This window comes from Thermodesulfobacteriota bacterium (genome assembly GCA_036397855.1).
In the GTDB taxonomy this organism is placed as follows: domain Bacteria; phylum Desulfobacterota_D; class UBA1144; order Nemesobacterales; family CSP1-2; genus DASWID01.
This window is the reverse complement of sequence record DASWID010000130.1, coordinates 32,131-44,561: the sequence shown is the minus strand read 5'-3', so window position 1 is coordinate 44,561 and position 12,431 is coordinate 32,131. Positions and strand designations below refer to the sequence as shown.

Sequence of the window (12,431 nt, the reverse complement as noted above, 5' to 3'; positions counted from 1 at the left end):
CAACTTGAAAAGCCGATAAATTTTATTCATACTATCGCAATTATTGATCAGGGCGGCGTAGCCAAGTGGTAAGGCAGCGGTCTGCAAAACCGCAATGCCCCGGTTCGAATCCGGGCGCCGCCTCCACTAAGAATATTTAATTGGGTTCAACAAGTGTTTTTACTCTAAATTAAAATCATGCATTACATGAATTAGCCCGGGTGGCGGAATAGGCAGACGCATTGGACTTAAAATCCAATGGGCTTTACGGCCCGTGCCGGTTCGACCCCGGCCCCGGGCATGCTAAAAAAGGAAATTCAGGTTATTTAAAAATACTCAAGTAAAGATTGGTTATTCTAATAGTAATTTTGAATTAAAAGGATTTTGATCAAGAAAAAGATGGATATATGTCTAGGTAAGTGTTTTAAATTTCGGTGTAAGTATCTCTAATTATAGCTTTATCAATTTATGCTTTTTTCATCATCGGTTTCTTCTTCCTCCTCCTCCTCTTCCCATTCTTCTTCATTGTCAAAATCTTCGTCATCTTCACCCCATACCTCGTCTTCGTCTTCGTCAGATTCCTCTTCTTCCTCTTTGTCCAATTCGTCGTCTTTTGTAATTAACCCAGAGAAAATGACCATTTCACTTCTCCCATATATAATTTAACTAAAACCTTACATTACATTTTTGCATTAAAAAGTCAAGGTGTGCTTTATCAGCTAATTCGCAGAGTTGTACAAGGCAGACTACAAATTATATGGTTTTAGAATGTTAAGGAGAATCAGAATCTTTGTATTACTATGCTTCAATCTGGGCTTGTTATCCACCTGTTTCAACGAGAGACCACTGGAAAGGGTTCAGTTTCTTATGGGAACACATGCTAGAATCGTGTTATACGAAGGAACGAACGAAGATATGGATAATGCATTTTCAAAGATGAGGTATTTAGAAGGCTTGATGTCTGACTTTGATCAGGACAGCGAACTTTCTAGAATTAACCGTTATTCAGGGGAAAATATCGTAGATATTAGTAATGAATTGAAAGAAGTCCTCGAAATTTCTGTTGAGGTAGCTAGGGAAACTCAAGGGGCTTTTGACCCTACAATCGGTGCACTCACGATTGGGTTTTATGGGTTCGGCAGGGAGGATTCTAAAGTGAGAAGATTTGATAACTTAAATGAGGTAAAGAAATTGGTTGATTTTAGGCTGCTTAGTTTACATGATAATAAGGCTTTTCTTGAAAAGGAAGGAATGATGCTGGACCTGGGTGGAATTGGAAAAGGATTTGCGGTGGATAAGGCTGTAGGCATGCTTAAGAAGCGAGGAATTACAAAGGGTTCTGTATCCATTTCGGGTGACTTAAGGGTATTCGGAAATAATCAGATTATATATGTTAAACATCCCAGGAGGGAGGGGTTTATAGCCTCTTTTACAAACGGAGGAAAGGATCTATCAATCTCAACAAGCGGTGATTATGAACGAAGGGTGAAGGTGGGTGGGAAGAGTTATCACCACATTCTTGTTCCCGAAGTGGGTTCGTCTGGAAATGATTTTCAAAGTATAACTTTGGTTATGGAAGGTAATAGTACCCTTGCCGATGCTTATTCAACGGCACTGTTTGCTATGGGGAGGAAGAGGGCAATCAATTTTCTGGAGAACCATAACAAAGTTGGAGCTTTCATTGTTTTTTCTGACGGCGGGATTTTTTACAATGAGAAATTTAAGGAACTTGTGGAAGATTTTAGGTTGACAAACTGACAACTCCTACTTTGCTTTATATTAATGTCGAATGTGCCAAGGTGTTTCTATAATTCACGGTATGGTTTGACAAAAAAAATCATTAATTGTGGTTTCCTATCTTTAAGGATCGATACATTTGATATTACGTGATTTAGTTGACAAAATCACTTATTAGCTTATTATTTTAGTCTACAAATTTAGGCTCCTTTTCTTCTTTTCAAGAGATAAGAAGGCAGTGATATGGCGATTTCTTCGATTGAAGAGGTTATTGAAGACATTAGGAATAAAAAAATGGTCATCCTTGTGGATGATGAGGACAGGGAAAATGAGGGTGACCTCGTTATCGCTGCTGAGTTTGCCACACCTGAAGTAATAAATTTTATGGCAAAACACGGTAGGGGATTGATATGCTTAGCGATTACTCAAGAAAAGGCGGATTGTCTAAGCCTCCAACTAATTAAACCAGAAAACAGTACGGTTCCTCAGTATACCGCATTTACAATTCCGATCGATGCGAGAAAAGAAATTACGACTGGTATATCTGCCTATGACAGATCTTTCACTATTCAATTAGCAATCTCGGACCACGCTAGGCCAGACGATTTTGTCAGGCCGGGGCATGTTTTTCCACTTATTTGCAGGAAGGGAGGCGTACTGGTTAGGGCTGGACACACTGAGGGATCTGTTGATATTGCTAGACTTGCAGGATTGCAACCTGCTTCGGTGATTTGTGAGATTATGAAAGATGACGGTGACATGGCACGATTGCCCGATCTAGAAACATTTGCAGAAAAGCATGATATCAAGATAGTAACAATCGCAGAGCTTATCAGTTATCGACTCAGGGCCGAGTGCCTGGTGAGAAGGGCTGCAATGGCTATTGTCCCGACCTCTTTTGGGGACTTCAAAACAATAGTCTACGAGAATGAAATAGATCCTCAGCATCATGTTGCATTCGTAAAGGGAGAAATCGATTCTGAAAAGGATATACTCGTGAGGGTGCATTCCGAGTGTCTGACGAGCGATGTGTTTGGTTCACTGAGGTGTGATTGTGGTCCGCAAATTCGTCAGGCGATGCGTATAATTGAAGAGGAGGGAATGGGTGTTGTTCTCTATATGCGTCAGGAGGGAAGAGGAATTGGCCTGATCAATAAGATAAAGGCGTATGCGCTTCAGGATAATGGCTTTGATACAGTAGAGGCTAATGAAGTTTTGGGATTTAAACCAGATTTGAGGGATTACGGTATAGGCGCACAGATTCTGTATGATCTCGGTGTGAGAAATATGAGGCTCTTGACTAACAACCCCAAAAAGATAAAGGGACTAGAGGGCTTTGGTCTTCAGATCGTTGAAAGGGTACCTATCGAGATCCCGCCTAATGAAAGAAACTCCAATTATCTCAAGGTAAAAAAGGACAAACTCGGACACCTTTTATCGATGGTAGACTGAGAAGGGAAGCACATGCCTCAGATCTATGAAGGAAAACTTGACGCAAAAGGGCTTAAATTTGCTATTGTCGTGAGCAGGTTCAATGACTTTATTACAAATCACATGGTTGAAGGTGCAATGGATGTGCTTAAGAGGCATAACGCTTCGGAGTCGGATGTTGATATTATCAAGGTGCCTGGTTCATTTGAGATTCCCTTTGCTGCGAAGGTAGCCGCTAGCTCTTCAATTTACAACGCAATAATTGCTATAGGGGTAATTATAAGAGGAGAAACCCCTCATTTCGACTATTTATCCTCGACTGTTATTAATGATCTTGCTTCATTAAGTTTGGAATATAGCATCCCAATTGTTTCTGGTGTGTTAACCACAGAAACCTTAGAACAGGCTATTGAGAGGGGAGGTACTAAGGCTGGAAATAGAGGTGGAGAGGCTGCTCTTAGCGCCATAGAGATGGCAAATCTTAAGAAGGTTCTTCCAAAGAAGAAATAATATCCCGCTAACATGGGTAAAAGGAGAAGAGCTCGAGAAATTGCACTTCAATTTCTGTACCAATACGACTCCCAAAGAGAAACCCGCTCGGACCACTCAGATATAAAACAACAGGTCGATCTATTCTGGTCGGCAAAAGATGCTTCAATCAACGAAGAGGTAAAAGAGTTTGCGACCATTCTTATAGCAGGTTCATGTGAAAATATGGATGGCATTGATTGTATCATAAATAAGTATTCAAAGCATTGGCGACTATCACGTATGCCAACGATCGACAGAAATATTCTACGCATGGCGATCTACGAGCTGGCATACTTGAGGAATATACCGCCCCCTGTTACCATAAACGAGGCCGTGGAACTGGCAAAGAAATTTGGGACAGAAGAGTCAGGATCATTCATCAACGGAATTCTGGATAGAATTAGGATAGCACTCGAAAGACAGGAGCTCTGAAATGCTGAAGGAGGCGATTTATAAAGTTGTTGAGAGAATTGACCTTGAAGAGGATGAGATGTCTGAGGTAGTGGAGAAGATGATGGAGGGGATAGCGACTCCGAGCCAGATTTCTGCACTGCTTGTGGGACTCAGGATGAAAGGGGAATCCATACCAGAGATTACGGGTGCTGCCAAGGTAATGATTAATAAATCAAAGAGGATTATATCGAGACACAGCACTGTTGTGGACCTTTGTGGCACTGGAGGCGATCAGCAAATGACTTTTAATGTTTCAACAGTTGCTTCATTAATCACTGCGGGGGCTGGAGTTCCAGTTGCAAAACATGGGAATCGCTCTGTATCCAGTCAGTCAGGTAGTGCCGATGTTTTAGAAGAGTTGGGTGTCAATATAAATATTTCTCCTGCGGGAGCCGAAAATTGTCTGAACGAAGTGGGAATTGTCTTTCTTTTCGCTCCAATTTATCATCCGGCGATGAGATTTGTCTCTCAGCCGAGGAAGGATATAGGCATCAGATCAATATTTAACTTATTGGGTCCAATTACGAATCCCGCTGGTGTTAAACATCAGGTTATGGGGGTATATTCCGGGGTTTTACTTAAGCCTATGGCTAAGGTGCTCCGGAACTTGGGATGCGTAAGATCAATGGTAGTATACGGTTCCGACTCACTCGATGAGATTACTGTTACGGGAAAGACGGACATAGCTGAGTTAAAGGATGGAATGGTTAAAGCGTATCAACTTGATCCCGCAGATCTGGGTTTCAAAAGGAGGAAATTGGAAGAGCTAAGGGGTGGGAATACTGTCGAAAATGCGAAGACTTTACTGTCAGTCCTCAAAGGCGAAGAGAGAGAAGCAAAAAGGGATATCTCAGTTTTGAATGCGGCGGCAGCTCTAGTTGTCGCGGGAAAAGCATCCGATATGAAAGAGGGGGTTGCTTTGGCAGAAGAGTCGATTGATACTGGGAGCGCATTAAACAAACTAAATAGCCTGACCAAATTTACAGTTTCTTGGAAAGATAACTAAATAGCAGCAAATTCCTGACATCTTCTCCGACATGATTCTTAACAAGATCATCGAAAACAAAAGGGTCGAGGTTGAGAGGGCCAAAAAATCCAAACCAATCGATTTCCTGAAAAGTGAGTTACAAAATCTTGAGAAGACAAAGGGCTTCTATGAGAGCATAAGTCCTAATGGAAGTACCAAGGTTATAGCTGAAATTAAGTGTGCTTCTCCTTCGAAGGGGGTATTGCGACAGGATTTTAATCCTGTTGAGATTTCAATAAGCTATGCGAGAGGCGGAGCTAGTGCTATATCAGTCCTTACAGATTCTAGATTTTTTAAGGGTAGCCTAAATCACCTGAGGGATGTTAGATCTTCTGTAGAAATACCCCTTTTGAGAAAAGATTTTATTATTGATCCTTACCAGGTCTATGAATCGAGATTTTATGGAGCCGATGCGATTCTTCTTATAGTAGCTGCTTTGGGTTCAACGATTCTAAAAAAACTTTTGGAACTTGGTCATTCATTGGATATGGATGCAATAGTGGAGATACATGACGAAGCGGAACTGGATAAAGCGATTCAAGCGGGTAGCAAAATAATCGGGATAAACAACAGGGACCTAAAGACTTTCGATGTGAGTCTTGAGACTTCTTTAAAACTTTGCAAATTAATCCCAAAGGATAAAATCATCGTCAGCGAAAGTGGTATAAGGTCTAGCGCCGATATAAAGAGATTGAAATCGGAGGGTGTAAATGTTTTACTTATCGGAGAAAGATTTATGAGGGCTCCCGAGCCCGGTGAAGAGCTGAGAAAACTGCTCCTTGAATGCAATTAATTCACAGAAGTTAACTCGTTAATGTCCTGCAGCTTGCTGCTGGGTTATCCACTGACTATCTATTATTTGCGGTTATTTCTTTGTCTTGATACTGAATAGATCCTGACCTATCGTCAGGACTTGGTTCAGCACAGGCTGCAATTTTTGAAAGGCCGATTTAACAAGCGAATCCCTTGTAGCTTGCAGTAGTGTTTCCGGTGTTGTTGCGACATAGATTTGGGGGGTTCGAAGGGGTACAGAGGCCTTGAAGCGGGAGTGGAAAGTCCCGCCTAGCGATTGGTGAGTCAAGAGTTAAATCCGTTCGCGCTGAGCCCTGAGTCTGATCGAAGGGTCGAAGCGCGGTCATACGTAGGGCTTGCATCCTTCGACTGTGCTGGACAGGGACTGGCGGACTACCCGAGGGGGTTCTGAAGTTCGCACTTTGGGTAGGCAACGAGTCTTGCTCGTTGCATTAGATTAATCAATCACGTCCATTTGGTCGGAATAATTCATAGACGAAAACCTGTGATCAACCGGATCATCAACTATCCCTTTCCTTACGGGATTTGCGTGAATATAATCTAGCTTCTGCCTACACTTTTCCTCTGAATAAATCCCAAAATCATAGAAGCTCTTTTGCCATATGGTACCTTTGACACCGAGTCTTCTTAACCTGTAAGCAAATAAGCTCTTAATTTTCTGAATCACCGATGATATCGTAAAACCCTTCTTTGGCATTATTAGGGCGTGAAAATGGTCAGGCATTAGGACGAATCCCAAAAGTAGAAATCCATACCTTTGCCTACAAGAGAATAGGTTGTTAATGAATAATTCTGCATACGCATGGTTAAGAAAAATCGGCTTATTATTTAGTGTTTTTGAAGTAACGAAGTAGACGTAGTTTTCAACATTATAGCGTTTTAGTTTTGACACAATATAATTATAATTATAGCCCCGCCAGCAAGACTGGCGGGCTACCCGATTTAATAAATGAGTGAAAAAACCGTCGGGTAGGTCACGAGTCCCTTCGGTTGGACTCAGTGCAGGCTTGCTAGTGACGATTTATATTCCCACCGGCAAACCTTCGGCATTGCTCAGTACATGCTTGCTCGTTGCAAATTACCACACCAGGGGCGACCCTTCGACAGGCTCAGGGCAGGGACTGGTGGGCTCCCAGGAGATTCTGAACGACTTCCCACGTTGGGTAGCGTTTACGGACATAATCTTGATGATTCAGATTAAATTTAGGTTGGCGAGGATTTTTCTATGATCAAATGCAAGTTCTAGCGATATCAATTCCTCTTTTGTAAATGCCTTTACCTCTTTTGTTTCCTCACTAGTCTTTAATGTTCCACCCACCGGCTCGCATAGAAAACAAACCGACACATAATGACCCCTGGGGTCTCTCTTTGGATCGGAATAGACACCGAGAAGCTTTTCTATTCTTACATCGAGACCGGTTTCCTCTTTTGCTTCCCTTATTGCCGCATTCTCGACAGTTTCACCGTATTCGACGATTCCGCCTGGAAATGCCCACTGGTCCTTATAGGGGTCAAAACTCCTTTTTACTAAGATTAGCTTTTTATCGTTTGTAATTATAATAGGGTCTACTGTGAGTGTTATAATCTTTGAGATACTCTTAGGATTCCTTTAAACTGACGATGCTATTTATTCTACGTCCTATCAGCCAAATAATCAAAGAAAAAACCGGGGATATAATTTTCTCCTTATGTGTTAGAATATGTCTCAAAAAATGCGATAATAGAGATCGTTATTCATATGGAGATAAGAAAAATGGCTGACGAAAAAAAAAGAAAGAATCCTACTATTGCTCTTATTCTCTCCGCGATATTTCCTGGTCTTGGACATATCTATGTCAAGCAGATACCAAAGGGTGTGATTCTTATCGTTCTGAATTTGATTATTAATTTCCTTTTGATTAACCCACTTGAGGCTATTATGGAGTCTGTGGGTTCAACGGCTGACATGTCGACATTATATATCGTTCTAGGTTATACAGTGGCCGGGCTTATATTGTGGATATATGCGATAATAGACGCGAAAAAAACAGCGGAGAGGATAAACAAAGAATTGGAAGCCTGAAAAGAAAGATATAAATTCTCTTGAATAGCTTAGTATAGGTTTACTGAATGAAAAGGATTTGAGCGGCATTCCAAAAATTGCGGCCTGTGCTGAACTTGTTTCAGTATTAAGAAAATCAGAAACGAAGACGTTAAAAAAATTTGCGGGTTGTGGTTGGATTAAATTTTTTAGTCGGAGTTTATGATTTTTAGCGAATTTTTGGGTAGCCTGGTCCTGAGCGATGTCGAAGGATTGCTTCTTTGTACCTGTGCTGAACCAAGTCCTGACGATAGGTCAGGATCTATTCAGTATCAAGACAAAGAAGCTCTAATGGAACATTAAGATAAGTGAAGCTAATAATATTTCGCATTATGTCCTCGGAATGCCTGGCTTTTACACCAATGACATGCGAGACTGAATGTTTAGGTACTGATGGACCGCCGCGTCCCGCAGGGTCATTTACTAGGAATCGCACCCTACAGTGACGGTGATGGGTGAACCCGATTTGAATATGCTACATAGAATTCCGAGCCTCGAGAACTTTTAATTGCCTAGCCACCTCTCTGATCAGCTCATTTATTCCCTCTCCGGTCACCGCTGAAATGGGGAAGACTTCGACTCCAATTTTTTTAAACCTTTTTCTTATCTCTACCAGTCCTTCATTTGCTTCCTTGATATCGATCTTGTTTAAGGCGACAATCTGAGGCTTTTTTTTAAGGTCGGGGCTGTATGCTTCAAGCTCATTGTTCAAGATTTTGTAATCTTCTACAGGATCTCTTTTAGTAAGGGGTGATATATCGATAAGGTGAATAATGACCTTGGTTCTTTCTATGTGTTTTAGGAATCTTACGCCCAAACCAGCGCCCGCATGTGCCCCTTTTATCAGGCCGGGTACGTCAGCTACTACAAATGTTTTACCCTCGTCGTAGCTTACGACTCCCAGATTTGGGGTGAGTGTCGTAAAGGGATAGTCTGCGATTTTTGGACGTGCTGCAGATATTTTGGAGATCAGGGTCGATTTCCCCGCGTTTGGAAAACCGATGACGCTTATGTCGGCAAGGAGTTTGAGCTCGAGCTTGATGGTCTTTTCTTCTCCTTCCTCACCTTGCTCAGCATACTTTGGGGCTCTGTTTACTGACGTTTTAAAGTGTGAGTTTCCCCTCCCACCTCGTCCACCCCTCGCCAGCACTATTTCTTGACCATCTAATGTAAGGTCTCCCATGATTTCGTCCGTTTCATAATTCTTGACAACTGTGCCAATCGGGACGGGGATTGTCAGGGACGGTGCTGTTTTCCCGTGCTGATTCTTACCCCTTCCATGTTGACCATTTTTTGCCCTGTAATGCTGTTTATATCTGTGGTCCAGAAGGGAATACTTGTTGGCCATTGCTTTGATCACAACATCACCACCATTACCTCCGTCACCGCCGTCTGGACCTCCTCGGGGGACGAATTTTTCACGTCTAAAGCTCACACATCCCTTTCCCCCCATGCCTGATCGAACGTATATTTTTGCCTCGTCCATAAATCTGATCATTTTATCTCTATTTTGCACCCTTTTGCCTTTTTGATATGGGATTGAATTTGAAAGTTCCCAGTAGCTTGCTACATGTTCTCCATAGTTGTTGTGAGCACTTCGATCCTTCGATTTGACTTAGGATAAAGGTTCAGCCTGAACTCCGCGAAGCGATCCCCTGACGCAGTGTGTCATCGCACCATTAGTCTTGTCTTTTTTAATAAGGTCACCGACGGCTTTCTGTAGTGTTATGCATCTTAAATTATATCATCATAAAAATATAATTTTCATATCTCCTACGTAAACGATTATTACCCGAGTTTTTAGGTAAAATTAGTATTAATAATTTTAATAGGTTATGTTTATAAAAATCAAAGATTATACTTGTTAAATATGATAATTGGAGTGCCCAAAGAGAGAAAGATCCACGAGTATAGGGTTCCCGTTACACCCATCACTGTTAATGTCTTAGTGCAAAGGGGACACAAAGTCATCTTAGAAAAGGGGGCCGGAAACGGAAGTGGAATAAGCGACGAACATTTTAAGGCTGCAGGTGCTATTATAGCACGTGATGAAGAAGAGGTTTTTACGAAGTCTAGACTGATTCTAAAGGTTAAAGAGCCGTTGCCTGAGGAATTTGATCTCATTCATAAGGATCTTATACTATTTACCTTTTTACATCTTGCTGCAAATAAGGAGCTATTGGGAGCGCTCATTAAAAGTAAATCAAGGGCTGTCGCTTACGAAACAGTTCAGGAAGAAGATGGCTCACTCCCGATATTGATTCCTATGAGCAGGATTGCGGGACTACTTTCCATCCAAATTGGTCTCCATTTTTTGGAAAAACCGAATGGTGGAAAGGGCAAATTAGTAAGGGGTACGGCCGGTGTAAAACCCGGTAAGGTTACAGTCATAGGGGGGGGTACGGTAGGTTACAATGCGGTGGTTTCAGCATTAGGCAATGGTGCAGAAGTCACTGTCATTGATAAGAGTGTTAAAAAGCTAGAATTTTATTATGAAAGGTTTGAGGGAAAGGTTAGCACGGTGCCAGCTTATCCAGAGTTGGTAGGTAAAGAAATGAGTGACTCAGATTTAGTGATAGGTGCCGTTCTCATACCGGGGGCTAAGGCGCCCAAAGTTATAACAAAAGATATGATCAAAGTCATGGAACCAGGGAGCGTTTTGGTTGATATAGCGATAGATCAGGGAGGATGTTCCGAAACAAGTCGCCCGACTACCCTCGAGTCACCCGTATATCAATTAGATGGTGTTATACATTACTGCGCTACTAATGTACCTTCACTCGTCTCTAGAACTGCTACTGAATCATTGTCAAACTCGGTATTGCCCTATGTATTGAGGCTAGCTGAAAGCGGTATCGATCATGACAGTGCTCTTTCAAAGGGAATTAATGTAGACAATGGGAAATTGCTGATAGATTTAGGTTAGGAACTAAAAGGAATATTATTGAATAATAATTTTCTGTTATGTTCATCTAGATAAAATTCTTATGTTAAACGCTTGAGCCGGTAGGTGATAAACAGGACTAAAACTCTGATCATTTGTTTAATATTTTCGTAATTGGTATATTGTTACGAAATTATTATCACATTAACGATGTAAAACATATTAAAATGATGAAATTATCGAAGGGATTATCTATAGTTTTAACACTATTTGTTCTGTTATCATTTGGCTGTGGGAAAAAGAGGCTTGACCAGGGTTTGAGTGATGAACAACTGTATCAGCAGGCTGTTGAAATGCTTGAAAGTAAAAAGAGGGGATTTCCCTGGGTATTTTCTGGAACGGAATATAAAACCTTGTTTAAGATATTAAAGGAGATACAGCTAAGAGATCCATATAGCAAGTATTCTATTCTTGCCGAACTTAAAACCGCTGACGCCTATTTTCAAAAAGGAGAGTATGAGCAAGCGGCTATAGAATATGAAGAATTTTTAAAACGCCATCCGGGGAGTGAAGAAGCGCCTTACGCGACGTACAGGTTAGCACTTTCGCACTATAAGCAGGTGAAAAAGCCGGATAGAGATCCTACTAGTACGAGAGAAGCACTGAAATGGTTTGAATTTTTTGTTGAAAAATATCCCGAATCGCCTCTGATAGGCAAAGCTAATGAAAAGATTTCAGGATGCCGGAACAGGCTGGCAATGCGTGAAATATATATAGGTAATTATTATGCAAAGAGAAAAAACTTCAAAGCTGCTGCCAATAGATATAATGTGGTTGTGAGCCAGTATAGTGATACAAAGGAGTTTGAAGAAGCGCTTTATCTTTTGGGAAATTCTTATTTCAAAATGGGTGATAATATCTTAGCTAGAGCTACTCTTAAACGGGTTGTAGATGAATTTCCTGACACGGAATACCGGAAAAAAGCCGAAAGTTTACTGCAGGAAATTGACACCAACACGAAAGAAGAATCGAAAGAGGGATGATCAGAATATCCGTACTCATTATATGCTTGATAATATTGCTGGATTCTTGCGGCAACTCTGATAGAAAAGGGATAGAATCGATACTTTCACAAAGGCAGAGTGCCTTAGAAACGAAAAACCTTGAACTCTATCTCGAATGTATTTCGCCTGGCTACCGTGCGGAAAAAAACGGCGAGGTAATTGATCTTGATGCGTTAAAGAAGCAGTTTGAGACAAACGTATCGCTTTTTGATGATATTCAAATAAGTAGCAAGGATCAAAGCATTTATATAGAGGGTAACACGGCGAATGTTGCCCAGAGGACGGATGTGAAATTGCGAATTGACAAGGATAAAGGTGCCTTCAGACTGAGTGAAAACCTTGTATTTGAGAAGATAGACGGTAAATGGAGAATAATTAAAGAATCGGATGCTGACTTTCTTGATGGTTTTGTTTTTGGGGGGAAAAGATGAA

The 12,431-nt window shown here is 41.3% G+C and carries 16 protein-coding genes and 2 tRNA genes; 14 read left to right on the top strand and 4 right to left on the bottom strand.

Annotated elements, in window-relative coordinates; genetic code table 11:
* Positions 1-51 precede the first annotated feature (51 nt).
* Positions 52-126, top strand: a tRNA-Cys gene (locus VGA95_10710).
* A 68-nt stretch (positions 127-194) separates the two neighbouring features.
* Positions 195-280 (top strand) — tRNA-Leu (locus VGA95_10705).
* A 160-nt stretch (positions 281-440) separates the two neighbouring features.
* On the opposite strand, the gene VGA95_10700 is transcribed toward VGA95_10705, so the two are convergent.
* A complete protein-coding gene (locus tag VGA95_10700; protein ID HEX9667009.1) occupies positions 441-620 on the bottom strand; it encodes a hypothetical protein in 180 nt (59 codons plus the stop codon).
* A gap of 127 nt (positions 621-747) precedes the next feature.
* Here VGA95_10700 and VGA95_10695 point away from each other — a divergent pair, with 127 nt between their 5' ends.
* The 6 genes from VGA95_10695 (at position 748) to trpC (ending at position 5,951) form a co-directional block, all read left to right on the top strand.
* The gene (locus tag VGA95_10695) at positions 748-1,737 is read left to right on the top strand and encodes an FAD:protein FMN transferase (protein ID HEX9667008.1); all 990 of its coding nucleotides are present in this window, start codon (positions 748-750) and stop codon (positions 1,735-1,737) included.
* A 222-nt stretch (positions 1,738-1,959) separates the two neighbouring features.
* Positions 1,960-3,168, top strand: a complete 1,209-nt coding sequence (locus VGA95_10690; protein HEX9667007.1) for a bifunctional 3,4-dihydroxy-2-butanone-4-phosphate synthase/GTP cyclohydrolase II — start codon at positions 1,960-1,962, stop codon at positions 3,166-3,168.
* 12 nt (positions 3,169-3,180) lie between these two features.
* Positions 3,181-3,657 (top strand): 6,7-dimethyl-8-ribityllumazine synthase, encoded by a 477-nt coding sequence (gene ribH, locus VGA95_10685; protein ID HEX9667006.1) that lies wholly within the window; start codon positions 3,181-3,183, stop codon positions 3,655-3,657.
* Between the two features lie 12 nt (positions 3,658-3,669).
* Complete coding sequence (nusB, locus tag VGA95_10680) at positions 3,670-4,110, top strand: transcription antitermination factor NusB (protein ID HEX9667005.1); 441 nt, start codon at positions 3,670-3,672, stop codon at positions 4,108-4,110.
* A 1-nt stretch (position 4,111) separates the two neighbouring features.
* The gene (gene trpD / locus VGA95_10675; GenBank protein ID HEX9667004.1) at positions 4,112-5,137 is read left to right on the top strand and encodes an anthranilate phosphoribosyltransferase; all 1,026 of its coding nucleotides are present in this window, start codon (positions 4,112-4,114) and stop codon (positions 5,135-5,137) included.
* 31 nt (positions 5,138-5,168) lie between these two features.
* A complete protein-coding gene (trpC, locus tag VGA95_10670) occupies positions 5,169-5,951 on the top strand; it encodes an indole-3-glycerol phosphate synthase TrpC (protein HEX9667003.1) in 783 nt (260 codons plus the stop codon).
* A 456-nt stretch (positions 5,952-6,407) separates the two neighbouring features.
* Here trpC and VGA95_10665 read toward each other — a convergent pair whose 3' ends face one another.
* Positions 6,408-6,863: a transposase gene (locus tag VGA95_10665; GenBank protein ID HEX9667002.1), complete on the bottom strand. Its 456-nt coding sequence runs from the start codon at positions 6,861-6,863 to the stop codon at positions 6,408-6,410.
* A 61-nt stretch (positions 6,864-6,924) separates the two neighbouring features.
* On the opposite strand from VGA95_10665, the gene VGA95_10660 reads away from it, so the two are divergent.
* Positions 6,925-7,200, top strand: coding sequence for a hypothetical protein (locus VGA95_10660; protein ID HEX9667001.1), 276 nt, complete (start codon positions 6,925-6,927; stop codon positions 7,198-7,200).
* Here the strand turns inward: VGA95_10660 and VGA95_10655 are convergent.
* On the bottom strand, positions 7,164-7,505 hold the full coding sequence (locus VGA95_10655; GenBank protein ID HEX9667000.1) for an NUDIX hydrolase: 342 nt from the start codon (positions 7,503-7,505) through the stop codon (positions 7,164-7,166). The genes VGA95_10660 and VGA95_10655 overlap by 37 nt on opposite strands.
* A gap of 219 nt (positions 7,506-7,724) precedes the next feature.
* On the opposite strand from VGA95_10655, the gene VGA95_10650 reads away from it, so the two are divergent.
* Together VGA95_10650 and VGA95_10645 are read left to right on the top strand one after the other, a co-directional pair.
* The gene (locus VGA95_10650) at positions 7,725-8,033 is read left to right on the top strand and encodes a hypothetical protein (protein HEX9666999.1); all 309 of its coding nucleotides are present in this window, start codon (positions 7,725-7,727) and stop codon (positions 8,031-8,033) included.
* Between the two features lie 180 nt (positions 8,034-8,213).
* Positions 8,214-8,354, top strand: a complete 141-nt coding sequence (locus tag VGA95_10645; protein HEX9666998.1) for a hypothetical protein — start codon at positions 8,214-8,216, stop codon at positions 8,352-8,354.
* A gap of 172 nt (positions 8,355-8,526) precedes the next feature.
* On the opposite strand, the gene obgE is transcribed toward VGA95_10645, so the two are convergent.
* Positions 8,527-9,546, bottom strand: a complete 1,020-nt coding sequence (obgE, locus tag VGA95_10640; protein ID HEX9666997.1) for a GTPase ObgE — start codon at positions 9,544-9,546, stop codon at positions 8,527-8,529.
* A 387-nt stretch (positions 9,547-9,933) separates the two neighbouring features.
* On the opposite strand from obgE, the gene ald reads away from it, so the two are divergent.
* From ald to VGA95_10625, 3 genes are all read left to right on the top strand, one after another.
* Complete coding sequence (gene ald, locus VGA95_10635; GenBank protein HEX9666996.1) at positions 9,934-10,977, top strand: alanine dehydrogenase; 1,044 nt, start codon at positions 9,934-9,936, stop codon at positions 10,975-10,977.
* Between the two features lie 185 nt (positions 10,978-11,162).
* Complete coding sequence (locus VGA95_10630; GenBank protein ID HEX9666995.1) at positions 11,163-11,978, top strand: outer membrane protein assembly factor BamD; 816 nt, start codon at positions 11,163-11,165, stop codon at positions 11,976-11,978.
* Positions 11,975-12,430, top strand: a complete 456-nt coding sequence (locus VGA95_10625; protein ID HEX9666994.1) for a nuclear transport factor 2 family protein — start codon at positions 11,975-11,977, stop codon at positions 12,428-12,430. Before VGA95_10630 ends, VGA95_10625 begins: the two co-directional genes overlap by 4 nt.
* Position 12,431 lies beyond the last annotated feature (1 nt).

Coding starts and splice junctions, on each gene's coding strand:
- VGA95_10700 (HEX9667009.1), bottom strand. CDS start 620: ATGGTCATTTTCTCTGGGTTAATTACAAAAGACGACGAATTGGACAAA.
- VGA95_10695 (HEX9667008.1), top strand. CDS start 748: ATGTTAAGGAGAATCAGAATCTTTGTATTACTATGCTTCAATCTGGGC.
- VGA95_10690 (HEX9667007.1), top strand. CDS start 1,960: ATGGCGATTTCTTCGATTGAAGAGGTTATTGAAGACATTAGGAATAAA.
- ribH (HEX9667006.1), top strand. CDS start 3,181: ATGCCTCAGATCTATGAAGGAAAACTTGACGCAAAAGGGCTTAAATTT.
- nusB (HEX9667005.1), top strand. CDS start 3,670: ATGGGTAAAAGGAGAAGAGCTCGAGAAATTGCACTTCAATTTCTGTAC.
- trpD (HEX9667004.1), top strand. CDS start 4,112: ATGCTGAAGGAGGCGATTTATAAAGTTGTTGAGAGAATTGACCTTGAA.
- trpC (HEX9667003.1), top strand. CDS start 5,169: ATGATTCTTAACAAGATCATCGAAAACAAAAGGGTCGAGGTTGAGAGG.
- VGA95_10650 (HEX9666999.1), top strand. CDS start 7,725: ATGGCTGACGAAAAAAAAAGAAAGAATCCTACTATTGCTCTTATTCTC.
- VGA95_10645 (HEX9666998.1), top strand. CDS start 8,214: ATGATTTTTAGCGAATTTTTGGGTAGCCTGGTCCTGAGCGATGTCGAA.
- VGA95_10630 (HEX9666995.1), top strand. CDS start 11,163: ATGATGAAATTATCGAAGGGATTATCTATAGTTTTAACACTATTTGTT.
- VGA95_10625 (HEX9666994.1), top strand. CDS start 11,975: ATGATCAGAATATCCGTACTCATTATATGCTTGATAATATTGCTGGAT.